Below are 16038 nucleotides of genomic sequence, written 5' to 3' on the forward strand. Positions count from 1 at the left end.
CCACCTTGACTCAGATTAGGGCTGGATGCGGCGAAGCATGTTGGCTAGGAGGATTACTGCGTCCGCGGCAATCCCGGCCTCGATCCTCGACACCGTGGCGCGGCGGTGCTTGACCGCTTGGGCCAGTTCGATGGTCGCCCGTGCGAGCTTGCGCAGTTCCGCGTTCTCCGCTCCCGCGAGTTCGACTTCGACGTAGCGTTCGAGTCTGATTTTCGTGTTCGCAACGGGCGGCTCGGCGTCGTCGCCGCGCTGGTGCTTTGAGTGGTCATAGACGGCGGCCGACAGCGCTTCCAGGATGGCCACGCAGTCATTTCCCACGTTGGAGTAGTCCTGCTGTGTTGACGCCGATTCAAAGTGGCGGCGCAGCTCGGAGACCTCCTCGTCGACGCGCGGCCATCCTGTGACTTTGCGGGGCGAGATGGCGGTGGCGAGGGTGGAGGCTATTGAGCCTGCTTCTCGCTCGTCGAGCAGTGTTTGAAGCGGCTCGAAGTACTTGTCGAGGATGTCGCGGCGGGCCTGCCAGCCGCCGGGTCCGCTCGCGCCCTCGGATCGCCAGTGTTTGTAGAAAGTGGTGAAGTCTCTGAACGGGGGATCGAACGTCGTGATGCCCAAGCGAGTCAACACGGCCTTGAGCGCTCGAAAGACCAATACCGACTCGTCCTGGGTGATGTCGGCACCTCCGGTGCCATAGCCCTCGAACTCTTCGTGAGCGAAGCGGGCCAGGGCCACCGCCACCTCGATGTCGGTGCGATCGGCGAGCGGACCCTGCGTGACGGATTTCAGCAGTTGCTCATCGAGCACCCGCTCAGTGCGCTCATCGCCGCCCCACGGGTCAGAGCCACGCACCGTGCGCTCCGTCCAGAAATCCCACGACCTCATGCCCGCCAGGGTATTCGTGCTGGACAGCCGAGTATGGCGACGCACGGACAGGTCAGCCCCTGATGCGGAAGCCGGGAGTACCTAGCCGCCCAGCAGCCCGGCCGGGACCGTCATCAGCGCGCTGGCGACGGCGACCAGGTACCAGCAGGTGCCCGCGCCGGCGAGGGACGCGGGGATGACAAGCCGGGTCCAGTTGACAGGTGCCGGCCTTCGGCGGGGGACGGGGAGGGCGTCTGATGAACGGGTCCCCGTAGACGGGGCGGGATCGAGCAACGTGGGCATCGACACGGGCGCTGGGCCGAGTATCAGGGTGTCGTCGACGTCGCGTTGGGCGGGCGTCAGCGGCCACCAGTCGCTGGAGCCGTCGATGGCTAACCATCCTTCGAGGACTCCGTAGGCGGCGGCGGCGGCGAAGGTGGCGGGGATCTGAGCGAGCAGCCACGGAATGAGTAGCGTGCTGGTCAGCGAGGGATTGGGGTCATATAGCAGCGGCAAGGGTGCGCCGCTGATGATGGCAGCCCAGAGCAGCGCCGCAATCGGATACGCCTGCAGACGCTCGGGGATCAGTCCGATGATCAGGCTGTAGAGCATCCGGCCGGCCGGCCAGCCGATCGGTGCGGCCGCGGCCAGGACGGCGACAACACCGGTTTCGAGGGCACCGGTCGTGGTGGAGGACGTGCGGAAGATCAGCGGCGGAGTCACCTGATCGTCGTGCGGGTCGGGTCGGGCACCCACTTTGGCGCGGCTCCGGGCACGGATGCGTTTGCCGAGCAGTTCGGCGCGGCGCTTCTGGAACATCCAGATACCAGCGCGCGCGGCGATCCAGGCGCGGCGCTCCTCGTCGAACACCTCAGCGGGCATGGCCGGACCCAAGCAGATCCTCAACGAGCTGCTCGGCGGTGTGCAGCTGGGTCCGGATGCTTTCCAGGACTGTGACCACGTGCTCATGCGCAGGGCATGCCGCGTCACTGGGCGCCGGGATGCGCGAAGTGGGGGCACCGCCGCTCATCACAGTCTCGGCCGAGCCCGGCGCCCATCCGAGCGCGCGGTCGATGCGCTCCAGGGTGGATCGAGATAACCCCCGGTCCCCGGTGAGGGCTTTATTCATCGTCGAGGGTGACGGCCCGCCGCGGGCGAACATCTGCGCGCGGCTGATGCCGAGTGCGCGTCGCCGCTCGGTGACAAAGTGGTGCAGCCGCTCGATGCCCTGTTCTGGTGCCTCCATGCGCTAACAGAATCATATTTCGCCATTAGTCGTCCATGAGTGTGGACACATTTGCCCCTTAATGCATACGGTGCGATTACGTAGTTGAGCATTAGCCTATTCGAGGGAGGCTTGACGTGAAGATCGTGCTGATGGTGGCGGCGGGGGTGGCGGTCGGTCTGACCGTCGTCGTCGCCGTGCTGGTCCAGATACTTGTCCAGCTAGCCCCGGTCCTGGCGGTGGTGGCGCTCGCCGCCTTGGTGCTGCATGTGCTCCGCCGGCGTGGGCGCAGCCGAGGCGCTCCCGCTGCGCAGTGGGCGCCGTACCCCGCGGTTCCCACGCAGCCAGCTCCTACCGCTGCGGCGCTACCGCGCGCTGAGATCGATCCCGCAGAGGGGCTGCATCTGCGGTGGGGGCCGCCCGAGACGGAGGACCTCGACGTCGCTCCGGCCATGACTCACGCAGCGGCGACGCACGTGCGGCGTGCTCGCGCAGGAAACCGCCCGTCTCGCGCCGTCCGGGGCCGGCGGCCATGACGCGCGGTATCGACAACGACGAGTGGCTGAAGAACATCGGGGCGGTCACTGTTCACGATGACGATGACCGCGATGGCACCTTCGGCGCCGACAACGGTTCTCGATCGGCGCCCCCCTCGGCCGACGAGGAACCGCAGCCCGACCCGGCCGATGGCTTCGCGTCCGAGCGACAGTCCGCAGAATTCGATGACGACGGCGACGGCGAGGAATCACCGCTGGGCTATGCCGAGGATGATTACGACTACGACGGCGACGGGCCCGTACTGCTCGGCTCACCCTTCGATGTCGGCGGGTCATTCGACGCCGGCGGGTCGGTGGTGGATCTAGACAGCCCATCCTCTGACGCCGCCGCCATTGCCCCCCAGGACTCGTCGCCGCGTCGATACACCCCGTGGGTAGTCGCCGCGCTCGGCGCTGCGGCCGTCCTGGGCACAATCATCACCCTCGTCGTCACTATGGCCAATTCTCCGAGCGCGGAACCATCCAAGCCAGCATCCGCTCCGGTAGCGCCCCGTGTGGTCGAGGTGGCACCACCCAGCCCGCCCCCGAACACCGATGGGCCGCTTCCCTTTACGGCTTCTTCGGACTGCCCACCGGGATCGACGTCAGCGCAGTCGGTGGCCGACCCCAGCTCCACGACTCCGTGGGTCTGTGTGCGGTCGGTTGACGGTCAGGTCCTGGAGATCGACCTGGGCCGCACCTTCGTCATCACCGCGGTGTCCATCGTGCCGGGCGCAGTCAACAAGACCGAGGTCAGCCCGGATCAGCCGGACCCGTGGCTGCAGCATCGCGTGGTCACCCGTGTGCAGTGGCAGTTCAACGACACCGACCGCACGGTGAAGAACCAGAACACCGGCAATGTCCGTGGCGAAGCCGTGGAATCCATCCGCCCCGGCGTGCTGGCCTCGAAGATCACGCTGATCATCCAAGAAACCAGCCGCCCGCCCGCGATCGCACCAACCAACTCGCCGGCCGCACCGCCACCTAGCGCCGGCCCGTCGATCCTGGGCGACATTCTCGGCGGCAACCAGGGTGCCGCGCCGACACCAGTCCCCGTGTTCCCCGGTGGATCGACTCCGCGGGATCCGGCTGACGGCACCTTCGCCGTGTCGAGCATCAAAATCATTGGACACAAGGCGGTTTGACATGCAGCTGACCAACACCTGGCGGCGACGGCTCACCACGACCGGCCAGGGCAGCGCCAAGGTCATCGTGACGATCCTCGTGGTCTGCTCGGTCATCAGCGGAGCGTCCACGCTGTGGCGGTGGGTGTTCCCGCAAGACGAGACCCCGGTGGCAGTGACCGCGCGCTCGGTGGGCAACGAGACCGCCCTGGTGGAGAGTTACGCAATCGACTGCGTGACAGTGCTTCTGACAGCAAGCAGCAGTCGGGCCGGTGAGGTGGCGCGCTGCTTCCCCGACAGCACCGATATGTCGCTGCCTACGACCTCCCCGCTGATCGTTTCGGCGCAGGCTGCATCTGCGACCTTAATCGGCCAAACGACGCCTGGCGTCGCGACGTACGGCGTCATCGTGTCCGTGACCGAGCAGTCCTATACCAACGCGCCTCCGGTGCGCAGCTACTACCAGCTCCCGGTCAGTGTCTACAACGGTGCTGCGCCCCGGGCGATGGCCAAACCGGCACGCCGCGACCCGCCACCACCCGGGGTCGACGTGTCGCTGGACTATCCGGTGACCATCACCAACGATGCCGTTCTGGCAGCGGTGATCAGCGGATTTGTCACGTGCTACCTCACCGACGCGAACGGGATCGAACGATTCGTCACCGTGGACTCGGGGCTAGGTCCGCTGCGCGCCTACTCCACCGCCGCGGTGACCTCGATCCGAGCGCAAAACCCGGTCCCGGAGGCCCCGGCCGAAGGCGGCGAGCTGCGGGTCTGGGTGACGGTCAGCGCGCGAGCAGCCGACTACACCTCCACCCCGCTGGAGTATCCGCTCACCCTGCGCGCCACCGGCGGCGCCTGGTCGGTCGCGGCCATTGACGTGGTTCCGGCGCTCGACCCTGATGCCCCGCCCACCCCCGTCGCCGTGGGCACGCGGTGAATACCCCGTCGTAGCTGCGGCAGCACCCCGCCGCCAGCTCGGTCCATCCACCATCACACTGAAAGGGAACACCGATGGATATCGCATCGAACACAACGGTTTTGGCGGCACAGGGGATCGTGGGCATGTCCCAAGAGATCTTCTCGATCGTAGTCGTCGTCGGCGGTCTGGCCGCCATGGCGCTGGGCATCGCGGTCGGCCTGCGCAACGGTTTCAAGCAGGGAATCGGATCGGCCATCGGCGCCGTGGTCGGCGGCATCATCTTGTCGCTGATCATTGCCAACGTCGCCGGCTTCCAACAGTCAGGCAACCAAGAGCTGGAACAGCGCGGCATCGTCTCCGTCTACGGACAATGACGCATCGAATGTCTGAGCTGGCCGCGTCGCTGCTTGGCTTCCTCGTCATCGCCGCGCTCATCTACGGCACCACCGGGCTGATCGACGACGCGAATAACCAACCCATCCTCATCAGCCACCACGAAGAGAGCTGACCATGCCCAACAACGAGGTACCCACCGGGGAGCCGGCGAAGGTCTTCACCGGCATCCGCGATGTCCCGATCTACGCCGGGGAGTCCTCGACCGGGAACCGCCTGCCTGGCGGCCCGTACCGCAGTGCCGAACTCGTTGCGATTGGCATGATCATGCTGCCCGCGCTGTGGTGGTTCCGCACCCACGAAGGCGCCGGGTTCAGCGTCCTCGGCATCGCTGCCGTGGCAGCTGTCGTCGTGACGGTGATCCTGCGGATGGTGCTGCCCAAGCGGCGACCGTCGCTGGCCGCGCGCGCCAGCTTCGCGTTGGCGTCAATTCTGCCCAAGAACGGATGCGCAGCGCGCCCGGCGACCAGGAGCGGTCATGGCACGCAACGCTGATCCGCGCGTCGATCATCTCTTCGATCCGCCGCTGGCCGTAATCGGCAACCTGCGCTTCACCCGCGGCGGAGTCTATGCCGACTACCTCATCGACGGGCTGCCGCTGGTCCTGCGACCGCTGCGCACCCACGAACGGGGCAGCCGGTTCTACCGCAATCTGGCCCGCGCACTGCCCTCGGGGTGGTCACTGTCCGGACTGTTGGACACCACCGATCCAAACCGCCTGATGCGCAACATCGTTGGCAACCACAGCCACCAACCTGGCTGGGTAGAGCACTGCCGACTGTGGGAGCCCACCTTCAACCCCGCCGCCGCACCCGCTGGCGCACCGGTGTTCCTGGAAGAGCGACGTCGCGGCTGGCTGACCTTCCCGGTCGATAGCGGCAAAGGCGGTCGCACCGCAGCCGGAGCTGCCACGAAGGCCAAGGACTGGGTAGTCGGTCGCGACGTCGATTCGGACACCTCGGTCGCCGCCTACGCGCGCCTGGCCGCCGAGGTGGTCGCCTCGCTGCCCCAACAGTTCAGCGTCCGACCGGCAAGTCCACTGCAGATCCTGTGGCAGCACCGACACAACGTCTTTCGCGGGACGCTGCGCGATCCGATGCCGCCGGCCTCGGCCGGCCCAGACCGGCTCACCGCCGCTGACTTCCTACGCCCTGGCGTCGACGAGGGCGCCAACGCTGTGCGCTCCTCCTGGTGGCCGACGATGCGACCCATCGTGCGCCTCTATGACGCGGACCACCCGGACGGGCCGTGGAGCTATCAGGCCCTGCTGCCGGTCACGCACTTCCCCGACACCGGCCTGCGGTTCACCAAGGCGGCGTATCTGTATGCCCTCGATAACGTCGACACCGAAGCCGCCATCGACTGGATGCAGCACGTCACCGTGCGCAGCCCCGACCGCGCCGAAGCGCTCAACGCGCGCGCGGCCAAGAACATCAAAGACCAGATGCGCCAACGTGGCCGGATGATCGAAGAGGACGACGAACTCGACATCAAGCTGGCCAACACGCGCGAGTACAACGCGCAGATCAAGGCTAATCCCAGCGAGCGGGAGCTGGACGTGGCCACTCTGATCGCCGTGGGCGCTCCAACCTTGGAGATGTGCGAGGATGCGGTGAAACAGGTCCGCCACGAACTCGACCAGGCCGAGATTGCGGTCAGTCGGTGGCGCGGCGCGCAGTCCAAACTGTGGTCGGCTTTCAATCCGGGTAGTGAGAAGCACGCACACCTTGACGAGTTCCGCGATCCGACCTCGGCGCACTTGTGGGGCCGGTTCACACCGCTGATCTCGACGCGGGTGGGTGACTCCCGCGGGACACCGCTGGCCGAGAATCAGAACACCCTGCGGCGCAGCCTGATCCTGCACGATCCGGAGGGCTGTGCCCGCCGCCACAAGAACACCGGACTGATCGTCATCGGAGACCCTGGCGCGGGGAAGTCCAACCGCGCCAAGCTTTCTGGGATTGAGGTAGTCCTGCGCGGCGGCAAGGTCGACGTGTTCGACCCGGGCACCCACGGGGAATGGGGGCAGGCGTTCCGCAACGTCACCCACACGACAATTATCGATCTGGGCGATTCCCGGTTCAGCCTCGACCCTCTGCGTATGTTCGCCTTCCAGGAGGCCGGCGACGTCGCCGCCAACCACATCCTCCCGATGATCGGAGTTCCCGCCGACAGCGACATGGAGAATCGGTTTACGCTGCTGGTAAGCCCACAGATGCGTGAAGCCAACGGCATTCACTCCATGCGCTCACTCATCGGCTACCTGCGAGCTCAGCCCGACGCCAACAACGACATGCTGCTCGCGCGCCTGGAGGCCTGGTCCACCCAGCAAGCCGCCCGGGCCATCTTCGACGAGACATTGCCGCCGTACTCACCGTCAGAGTCACTGGCCACGATCTGGCTGACCAACCGACTCGGTTTGCCCGATGCCGACGACATTCTCAACCCGCATCTGTACGACAAGCTGCCCAAGAGTGCTCGCGCGGGGATGGCAATTTATGGCCTGATCATCGACACCGTGCAGCGTCACCAGTTTCTGCACCGTGAGCAGTTCTCCACGATGATTTTCGAGGAGGCTGCCGAGCTGATGGCCTATCCCGCGGGCGCACGCACCGCCCACCGCATCACCCGCCAGGGCCGCAAGCATGCGACCGGCATTTGGCTGATTTCCCAGGACTACCGGGATTTCGCCCGGATGGGGGATAAGTTCATCACCCAAAAATGGCTGTTCGCAATCCGCAACGAGGAATTGGCGACCAAGACGTTGGAGTGGGCAGGGGTCGATCCCGAGCTGTACCCCGAAGTGGTGCAGTCCTACTACGAGGACACGAGCCCGGCCGAGTCGGCCGACGACGAGGACAGCGACGACGAAGCATTCGGCAAAGTTCACCCCTCACGAATGGGGGAGGGGTTCATCGTTGATGAGCGCGGCCGGCGGGCCCGCTGCCGCTTCCTGGGTGCTCCCACCACGCAGTTGGCCGCCGACGTCGACAGCACCCCGCCTCAAGAGGTTTTCGCATGACCTCCGGCGCGCTGACCCTGTGGTTGGCTGACCACCCGCGCGCACGACGCACCCTCGTGACGATGACGCTGACCTACACGCTGTCGTTCGTTGCCCTGCTGTGCGCGCCGAATGCCGTCGCTGCGGGCGGCTCCGCAGCGCTGGGCTGGACCGGACTGCGCGACAACGACGGTGTGCCGATCGCGTTCTACTTCCTGTCGATGGTGTCGTCGCGGGAGGCCGCGACCAACAACGGTCAAGACATCTCGATGATCGATCCGAGCACCTGGATGCCGTGGATGGCCGCGGCGATGGAACGCGCGGTCGACAACGCGACGGCGGCATGGTGGCTGGGCATGATCGCCGGGACGTTCATCTTCATCATGGCCGCTGCGCTGTGGTTTCTGCGCTTCGCGCTCTCCACCGGCTGGCTCGTCGCCATCGCAACCTTCGGCCTGCCGCTGTACAACGCGGTCGCCTCGCTGGTCAGCTCAATGATGCTGGCCCCCATCGCGATTACGGTCTGCGTCACCGTCTCGGGCTACCACATCCTGCGTGGCCACCCCGGCCGGGGCTGGGCCATGCTTGGCACCGCCCTTGTCCTGACGGTATTGCTGGCCACAGTGTTCTCCGACCCCATCGGCGACCTGTACAGCGAGCACGGTCTGCTGGCACTAGGACGCGGCACCGGGCTGGAGATCGCCCAGGCCGCCACCGGAGCACCATTCGCGTCCGGCACCTCGCTGGACTCCAAGCTGGATGCCCTGATGGCCAACGTCGTGACGGCGGGCGTGCGCCATCCGCTGCAGGTCCTCAACTTCGGCATGGTCGTCGATGACGTCGGCGGATGCCGGCAGGCATGGAACTCCGCCATCACCAGTGCGGGAGGCGTTGATGGTCCCGGCCCGGCGCACGCCATGGCCAACTGCGGCGCTCCCCAGGCTCTGGCCTATGCCCAGCGCCTCGGGGGCTCGGACGCCACCATTGGCCTCCTGCTGGTCCTGGTCGCGATCGTGGTGGCCTTCTTCTACTTCTACGTCGGCCTGTCGGCCATGCTGGTCGGCATCAAATCGCTGTACTTCGGCATCCTGGTCGGGCCGTCCTTCCTCATCGGCATGCTGGGTTTCGGACGGGCGCTGGCGTTCGCCAAGCACTGCGGCACAGAGCTTTTCATGCATGTGATCCAACTGATGGTGTTCGAGGTCTACCTTGCCGTTTCCGCGATCGGCATTACCTGGGTGCTGACCACGGACGCCTTCGGCGCGTCCACGGCGACAGCGATTCCTCGGGTGCTCATCATGGCCGTGGCCGCCGGCGTTCTCTGGCTGGGTTTCCGGTTCGTCGACCGCTCCTTCCACGCCGACAGCATGGGCACCATCGGCCGTCAGGTCACCGGCGCGTGGCATGCCGGCGCCGGCGCCGTCCGCAACGAAGCGGGGTCGTACCGCGACAAGGCGCAATCCGCGAGTGCGCGTCTAGGACGGGGCGGCGGTAACGACACCGCAGGCGGCCAAGACGATGGCGCCGGCTCCTCGTCAGCGCGGCGCACACCCGGCATGGAGTGGTTCAAGCCGCGATCGTCGAGCACGGCGCGCACCGTTGTCAACGGTAGCGGAGCCGGAACCGGCAACGACGCGTCGCCGGCGAAGTCTGCTGCGAAATCGGCGGCCGCGACCGCCGCGGTGAGCGCGGTGAAGGTCGCCGCCCCCGAGGTGGCCGTCCCCGTCGCGGCCGCGGCCAAGGCGGCCGGTGTCGCAAGCACCGCCGGGCACGTGCTCAAGAGCGCGAAGAACACCAGGAACTCGGCGTCCCCCGCCGCCCAGGGGGCGAGGGGTGAGGCTTCACCGGCCCCGCTGCGCCAGCCACGCCCGGACACCGCAGGCGGCGCCGCGCCTGCCCGTGAACCCGCACAGGCGCCGACCCTGGCCAGTCGCAGCACGGCGCACGCACCCGGACGGCCCGCAGATGCGGGCTCTCAACCTCCGCGCGGCAACGGTGCCCCAGCAGGGACAATAGACATCGACGAGCGCCGCCAGAACGACACCGCGGCGCCTCGCGCCGCCCGACCGCCGCGACCACCCCGAGAGATTGGGTCATAGACGATGAGCACTGCGCGCGACTTCCTCGACGCCGGATTCGATGCCTTGGGCCTGCTCGGCAATCCAGCAGACCCCGCCACCGCGCGGGAGCGGTTCCGCCAGGCGGTCAGCATGGACCCCGGGATGTGCGACGCCTGGCTGGGGCTCATCGCCACCGGCGATCACTCCAGCCAGACACTGCGCCACGCACACGAAACCAGCGCAACCGTGCACCGCGAGACGCGCCGCCTGGGTCTGCAGGACACTGCTCTGGAGGCCTCGGTGCCCTCGCCGGGCTTCATCGAGGTGTTCCCCTACACCGCGGCGACGATCACCCTGGCCTACATCGCGGCGCTGCTGAGCGAGAAGGACTACGACGCCGCCGAGAAGCTGCTGGAGTCCTACGACACCGCCCGCGAACCCACGCAGACGCCCATCTGGCGCTGCCTGGGCACCACCTTGCACTACGTCACCCAGCGCTGGACCGACGTTCTGGACTGGGCCGACCGGCCAGTCGCCGGGACCCTGAGGGCCGTGGACGCCGCCACCGACCTGATGGCCGGACTCGCTCACGTCAGTCTCGGCGAGTTCGACGCCGGCCTAGTCGTGCTCAAAGGCGTCACCGCCGATCAAGTCAGCCCGCACGCCGCAGCCCTGGCGGCCCTCTACCGCGGCTTCGCGCTGCGCCTGTTGGGCCGGGAGGACGACGCCCGCGTCGAGTTCGGCAGGGCCAGCGTCGGCGGGCGCATTCTCCCCGAGGCCTCCTCGGCTCTGGCCGACCCCACCTTCGGCCCCAGGACCACCACCGCGCAGGCCATCACTGCCCGGACCAGCCGCTGGGATCCGGAGTCCGGGCCGACCACCGAGGAACTGCGTCAAGCCGAGCAGGCTCAGGCTGCTGAAGCCGTCCTTGAGAAGGCCGAGCGGGACCTACAGTCCTTCATCGGCCTGGGCAAGGTGAAGGCCCACGTCTACAAGCTTAAGAACGTGCAGATCTACGACCGGGCGATGGCCGCGCGCGGCGAGGGAGTCGGGCAGCGCAACGCGCTGCACATGACCCTCGTCGGTCCCCCGGGAACGGCCAAGACATCTATCGCGCGGGTAATGGGTGAGATGTATTTCGGCCTGGGCATCCTGGACTCTCCAGACTTCATCGAAGTCTCCCGTCCGGACCTCGTTGGCGGCGTCATCGGCGAAACCGAGGTCAAGACCCGCCAGTATTTGGAGAAGGCCAAGGGTCGCGTCTTGTTCGTCGATGAGGCTCCTGACCTGTACAAAGCCGACAACGAGCGCGATTTCGGGCGTATCGCACTCGACATCATCATGAAGTTCGCCGAGGACCACCGCGACGACACCATGATCGCCCTGGCCGGCTACGCCAACGGTATGAACCGGCTGCTCTCAGCCAACCCCGGTCTGCGGTCGCGGTTTCCCACCCAACTGGAGTTCAGCTCCTACAGCGCTGAGGAGTTGGGCCAGATCGCGGCGATGTTCGCCGAGAACTTCCGGGTACTGGTGCATCCCGGCGCAGCCGCCACCTTTGACCGGTACACGAGCTGGCTCACCTCAACCTCGACCAATAATCCCGAGAACCCGGCGGAAATGCTCGTCGACATCGCGGGCAACGGCCGCTACGTGCGCAACGTGGTGTCCGAGGCGGTGGAGAGGATGAAGGCGCGGATCGTTTCCGACCCGTCGATCGACTTGGCTACCGCTGACTCGGACCTGCTGCGGACCGTCGTGGAGGCCGATATGACCGACGCTCTGCGCGAGGTCCTCATCAGTGCAGGAATCCAGACCCGCGAGCAAGGGTAACCGTGGCACGCGATGCGGAAGTTGCCGCGCTGAGGGCCGTCGAGGACGCCTACCAACAGTGGACGGTCATTAGTGAGCAGCTGCACCGGGAGGTCGGCGAAGCCGCCGAGCGTCACGCCGGCGCACCGGTGGAGTCATTGCGCGCCGATTTCAACGCCCAGCTCGCCGTGACCCGCGCGGTGGCCGCTTTCGCCCGCACGTGCGCCCAGGCCGGACCCGATGTCGACGGCCTACCCGGCGCAGCCTTCGTCCAGGCGCTTCACCATGTGGGGAACCAACCTGGCCTCGACCAGGCCTTGGTGGAGCTGACCCACCAGTGGCAGTCCTGGCTGACAGACATCGGCAAATGGATGCCGGAGACAGACAGCCCGCCACCGGCGCGGCCCACCTCGCCGGAACACAGCAGAGTCTTGGCCGCAGTCGACGACTGGTGGGACTTCGCTGCCGATCGGCTGCATGAACAGCTCGTCGATTCACTGACCGCCCAGGGGCACCGCGTCGCCGAATCGCTGACCACCGGCCGCGACGGCGAGCTGGTTCAGTCAGCACACGTGATATTCGAACCTGACCGGTCAAGCGAGGCCTCCGACGCGCACAAACGGTGGGCGCGAGCACGCTTGCACGCACTGTTCGGGCCTCACAGAAGGCGCTGAGGGCCACAGATGATTGGGAAGGCAGCACCGGACACGCCCCGCCTCACCGGCCGGGCCACCCCATCAGTAGGCGATGCTGTGTCTATGTTCGCGGTGGGCTCCCTGGTGGCGGGGTATCGGATTGAGCAGATCCTGGCCACCGGCGCCACGGGAACGGTGTACGTGGCGAAGAATCCGACCTTGCCGCGGCGCGACGCGCTCAAGGTGCTCAGCGCCGACCTCTCCGGCGACGAGGCCTTCCGTGAGCGGTTCGTGCGCGAAGCCGATATCGCCTCGCTGCTGGATCACCCGAACATCGTGTCGATCCATAACCGCGGCGAAGCCGAGAACGGCCAGTTGTGGATCGCGATGCAGTACGTCGCCGGCACCGATGCGGAGGCAGCGCTGCAGGCCGGGACCATGACCGCTGCACGCGCTGTCCGCATCGCCGGTGAGGTCGCCAAGGCACTGGACTACGCCCACCAGCGCAACGTCGTCCATCACGACGTCAAACCGGGGAACGTGCTGCTCGCTCACGGGTCACCCGAAGCCGAGCAGGTACTGCTCAGCGATTTCGGGGTGGCGAGAGCAGCAGGTGGCCCAGACGATGCCAGCGACGACTCGACGCTGGCGGTGACACTGGCCTATGCCGCTCCTGAAGTCATCACCGGCGACGCGATCGACGGCCGAGCCGACATTTACTCACTGGCCTGCACACTGTTCCGACTGCTGACCGGCAAGCAGCCGTTTTACACCGCTGAGGGAACCACCGCCCTCGCACTCGCCCACCTGCACCAGCCTCCACCCCGACTTTCCGACCACCTACCCGACGCAACGCGCCAACTGGATGTGGTCATGGCGCGGGCGCTGGCCAAGAATCCGGCCGACCGTTTCAGCTCGGCGCGCGAATTCGTCGCGGCCGCGGCGGCGGCAGCGGGCTCGCTCACCCAGCGCCCCGTGTTGCCGGCGGCCCGGGCCGCCTCACCGTCGAATCCATTGCAGCCCAACAGACCTGAACTGACGAGAAGCTTCGACGCAGCAATACGCGTAACGCCAACGCCACGGAAGCCTCGGGTGCAGCGACCGCTCGTCATCCTGTGGTCAATCGTCGCCGTGGTCGTGACGGTCGCCGCTGTGCTGTGGTCGATCCTCATCGCGCGGTGGTCGGGATCGGATTCGACCGAGGCGACGTCCCCGGCGCCGCCGACCACGGCCACGACGTCCGCCACCGCTGCGGCGGCGGCGCTTGCTGAGCTGATACCGGCGGGCTATCCGCCCGGCAGTTGCGCACCTGAACCGACCGACGCAGACGTGACCGCCGCCATGGCCTGTGGCCCCAACACCGACCCTGGCGGCCCTACGTCGTCGACCTACACGCTCAGCGGAGATTCCGCCGCCCTGCAGGCCTCTTTCACCGACACGGTGAATCGTTCCACTCCCCGGATCTGTCCGCCCAACATTCAGTCGCCGGGACCATGGCGGCGCAACGACACCCCCACAGTGGAGCGGGGCACGGTCTTCTGCGGGCTTCAGGCCAATCAGCCCGTCGTGGTCTGGACCGAGGACGACGAACTGCTGCTCAGTATTGTTCGAGCCGAAACGCCTGGCGCCACCCTGGAAGGGCTCTACGCCTGGTGGTCGTCGCACTCCTAGCGGCTTACGTCGCCACTCCGAAGTCCTGATCGAGCGCGTTAGCCGAACACGGGGCGGACATAGACCATGATGAAGGTGAAGGAGTGGGGACCGGGATAGAGCGTGCCGCCGGGAATCGGCAAGCCTCCCGGCGCGAGCAGCTGGTGGGGATCCAGCGGAATGTACCCCTGCCCGTTCGGATTGCAGGCGGCTTGGGACGGCCAGCAGACTACGGCCCTGTGACCGGGGCCTGCGTCGGGCGCGAACTCCAGCCTGAAGGGTTGCGGAGAGTGGAATCGAGCGGTTCCCCAGATGCTGTTGGGCACCGCGTTGTCACCCGTAACCCGGCCGACCAAGCGAATGTCCGTCGAAGGACACTGCGGCAGTCGCAGGGATGCTCGGACATTGTTGATCTGCAAGCCGGGGACGTCGGTGTTGTTCCAGAAGATGAATCGAATTCGGTACGAGCTTTGCGGGTTGACTTCGATGGAGCGTTCATAGCCACCGTTTGGTTTTGGGCTGTCCTGATAGATGGCGTCACGGGCGGAGACCATCCACATTCGGTAGTCCCTCCCGTCCTCACTAATACCGTTGTTGAACGCGGGAACGCTGCTTTCGCCTAGCGGTACGAGGGGGCGGTCCGGTCCCCAGTCGTTGGCCTCGTAGGGAGGCTCGATGCACGTGGCTGGAAGGGGTTCGACTCCTGCCTGTTCGTCGCCGCCGCGATCGAGCAGGTCCAAAATCGACGGCCAGGTCCAGACGGTTGCGATCACGGCTATAAGGATGATGCAGCTGACGCTGGCTGCGCGGCGGCTGAACGTCGCCGGGTGAATGGACGGTCCCCACGCCTGGTAGGCCGCCAAGACCAACCCGAATCCGGCTAACGCCAGTGACAGGGCAGCGGCGACGTCGAGTTGCCACACCCATTCCGTCGTCAGCTTCCAAGTAAGCAGCGCTATGAGCAGGCCAAGCAAAAGGCTCACAACGAATTTCTGCGAGGCGTCACGCGGAGATGAACTGGGACCACCTGAGCTCACCGCGGACACCCCTCTTCACAAAGGCTGCCCCTCCAGCCACCTGAACGATGAAAATACAGGGCGGCACAGTCGCTGGCGGCGTGCGACTCTCATCGCTCCCTATGCCGACGCCTTCGACGTCTGCTGGCGACGGCGGCGGGTCTCGATCGCTCCGTCGTAGATTTCGAGGAACACGCTCCAGTCGGGGATCTGGACTCGGCGCCCGGCGGTGCCGCGCAAAAGGAGCTGGGCTTCTTCGAGGCTTTGGGGGAGCAGCTCCTGCCAGTCGATGATTGAGCCCAGTTGTGATGACTGCGAACGACTTCCGCCGTTGGGCTCGTAGGACTCGGTGCGCCGCGTTCCCAGGCCCTGCCAGTGCGAAGCCTGTTCGAGCAGCTGACGCTCGTGGGCGCCGTACATCACCACGGTGCCTGGGAAGATGTCGCGCAGCGCGTCGGCGTATCTCGGGCCGTACACGACATCGAAGTGGCTGGAGGCCTGCACGGTAGCCATGATGTTGACGCCCAGACCGGCGGACTCGCCGACGTAGTTCAGTAGCGCCGGCAGCGGGCACGAGTTGCACACTTCGTCGAGTTCGAGCAGCAGGCGGTGTTCGAGCTGGTGCTGGGCGGTGCGCTTGCGGAAGTGGCGGATGATGGAGTCGATCAACGCCACGGCTGTGTTGACCGTCCCTCTGTGTGACGACCACGGCGGGGGTGATCGTCATTGAAGTTGTCGAAATCCCGGGTCGGGGACGGCGGTCGTCTGCATCATCAGCGTGCCCACGAACGGACCCCGCGCTGGTC

16 protein-coding genes are annotated in these 16038 nt (G+C 66.6%); 11 read left to right on the plus strand and 5 right to left on the minus strand.

The features are described from left to right. Positions 1 to 15 precede the first annotated feature (15 nt). The 3 genes from ACTWP6_RS24015 to ACTWP6_RS24025 form a co-directional block, all read right to left on the minus strand. Positions 16 to 879, minus strand: a complete 864-nt coding sequence (locus ACTWP6_RS24015) for a hypothetical protein (protein ID WP_146764798.1) — start codon at positions 877 to 879, stop codon at positions 16 to 18. 81 nt (positions 880 to 960) lie between these two features. Further along, entirely contained in the window at positions 961 to 1740 is a 780-nt protein-coding gene (locus ACTWP6_RS24020) for a hypothetical protein (RefSeq protein ID WP_112744742.1), read from the minus strand. Next, positions 1730 to 2104, minus strand: coding sequence for a helix-turn-helix domain-containing protein (locus ACTWP6_RS24025; RefSeq protein ID WP_094295600.1), 375 nt, complete (start codon positions 2102 to 2104; stop codon positions 1730 to 1732). The genes ACTWP6_RS24020 and ACTWP6_RS24025 overlap by 11 nt, the downstream gene beginning before the upstream one ends. Positions 2105 to 2220: 116 nt before the next feature. Here ACTWP6_RS24025 and ACTWP6_RS24030 point away from each other — a divergent pair, with 116 nt between their 5' ends. The 11 genes from ACTWP6_RS24030 (at position 2221) to ACTWP6_RS24080 (ending at position 14237) form a co-directional block, all read left to right on the plus strand. Then, the gene (locus tag ACTWP6_RS24030; RefSeq protein WP_443188985.1) at positions 2221 to 2619 is read left to right on the plus strand and encodes a hypothetical protein; all 399 of its coding nucleotides are present in this window, start codon (positions 2221 to 2223) and stop codon (positions 2617 to 2619) included. Beyond that, positions 2616 to 3764 (plus strand): hypothetical protein, encoded by a 1149-nt coding sequence (locus ACTWP6_RS24035; protein WP_443188986.1) that lies wholly within the window; start codon positions 2616 to 2618, stop codon positions 3762 to 3764. Before ACTWP6_RS24030 ends, ACTWP6_RS24035 begins: the two co-directional genes overlap by 4 nt. Position 3765: 1 nt before the next feature. Then, the gene (locus ACTWP6_RS24040) at positions 3766 to 4683 is read left to right on the plus strand and encodes a conjugal transfer protein (protein ID WP_443188987.1); all 918 of its coding nucleotides are present in this window, start codon (positions 3766 to 3768) and stop codon (positions 4681 to 4683) included. A gap of 74 nt (positions 4684 to 4757) precedes the next feature. Next, positions 4758 to 5039, plus strand: a complete 282-nt coding sequence (locus ACTWP6_RS24045) for a hypothetical protein (protein ID WP_443188988.1) — start codon at positions 4758 to 4760, stop codon at positions 5037 to 5039. A gap of 8 nt (positions 5040 to 5047) precedes the next feature. Continuing rightward, on the plus strand, positions 5048 to 5173 hold the full coding sequence (locus ACTWP6_RS24050) for a hypothetical protein (RefSeq protein ID WP_443188989.1): 126 nt from the start codon (positions 5048 to 5050) through the stop codon (positions 5171 to 5173). 2 nt (positions 5174 to 5175) lie between these two features. After that, a complete protein-coding gene (locus tag ACTWP6_RS24055; protein ID WP_443188990.1) occupies positions 5176 to 5553 on the plus strand; it encodes a hypothetical protein in 378 nt (125 codons plus the stop codon). Beyond that, on the plus strand, positions 5537 to 8080 hold the full coding sequence (locus ACTWP6_RS24060; protein ID WP_443188991.1) for an ATP-binding protein: 2544 nt from the start codon (positions 5537 to 5539) through the stop codon (positions 8078 to 8080). The genes ACTWP6_RS24055 and ACTWP6_RS24060 overlap by 17 nt, the downstream gene beginning before the upstream one ends. Further along, complete coding sequence (locus ACTWP6_RS24065; RefSeq protein WP_443188992.1) at positions 8077 to 10158, plus strand: hypothetical protein; 2082 nt, start codon at positions 8077 to 8079, stop codon at positions 10156 to 10158. Before ACTWP6_RS24060 ends, ACTWP6_RS24065 begins: the two co-directional genes overlap by 4 nt. A 3-nt stretch (positions 10159 to 10161) precedes the next feature. After that, a complete protein-coding gene (locus ACTWP6_RS24070; protein ID WP_443188993.1) occupies positions 10162 to 11952 on the plus strand; it encodes an AAA family ATPase in 1791 nt (596 codons plus the stop codon). Between the two features lie 2 nt (positions 11953 to 11954). Continuing rightward, positions 11955 to 12605: a hypothetical protein gene (locus tag ACTWP6_RS24075; RefSeq protein WP_112744677.1), complete on the plus strand. Its 651-nt coding sequence runs from the start codon at positions 11955 to 11957 to the stop codon at positions 12603 to 12605. 84 nt (positions 12606 to 12689) lie between these two features. Continuing rightward, positions 12690 to 14237 (plus strand): serine/threonine-protein kinase, encoded by a 1548-nt coding sequence (locus tag ACTWP6_RS24080; RefSeq protein WP_443188994.1) that lies wholly within the window; start codon positions 12690 to 12692, stop codon positions 14235 to 14237. Between the two features lie 38 nt (positions 14238 to 14275). On the opposite strand, the gene ACTWP6_RS24085 is transcribed toward ACTWP6_RS24080, so the two are convergent. Both ACTWP6_RS24085 and ACTWP6_RS24090 read right to left on the minus strand, forming a co-directional pair. Then, complete coding sequence (locus ACTWP6_RS24085; RefSeq protein WP_443188995.1) at positions 14276 to 15199, minus strand: hypothetical protein; 924 nt, start codon at positions 15197 to 15199, stop codon at positions 14276 to 14278. 153 nt (positions 15200 to 15352) lie between these two features. Then, positions 15353 to 15907, minus strand: a complete 555-nt coding sequence (locus ACTWP6_RS24090) for a TraM recognition domain-containing protein (protein WP_443188996.1) — start codon at positions 15905 to 15907, stop codon at positions 15353 to 15355. Positions 15908 to 16038: the final 131 nt, after the last annotated feature.

This window comes from Mycobacterium sp. 4D054 (assembly GCF_052245755.1).
Lineage (GTDB): Bacteria > Actinomycetota > Actinomycetes > Mycobacteriales > Mycobacteriaceae > Mycobacterium.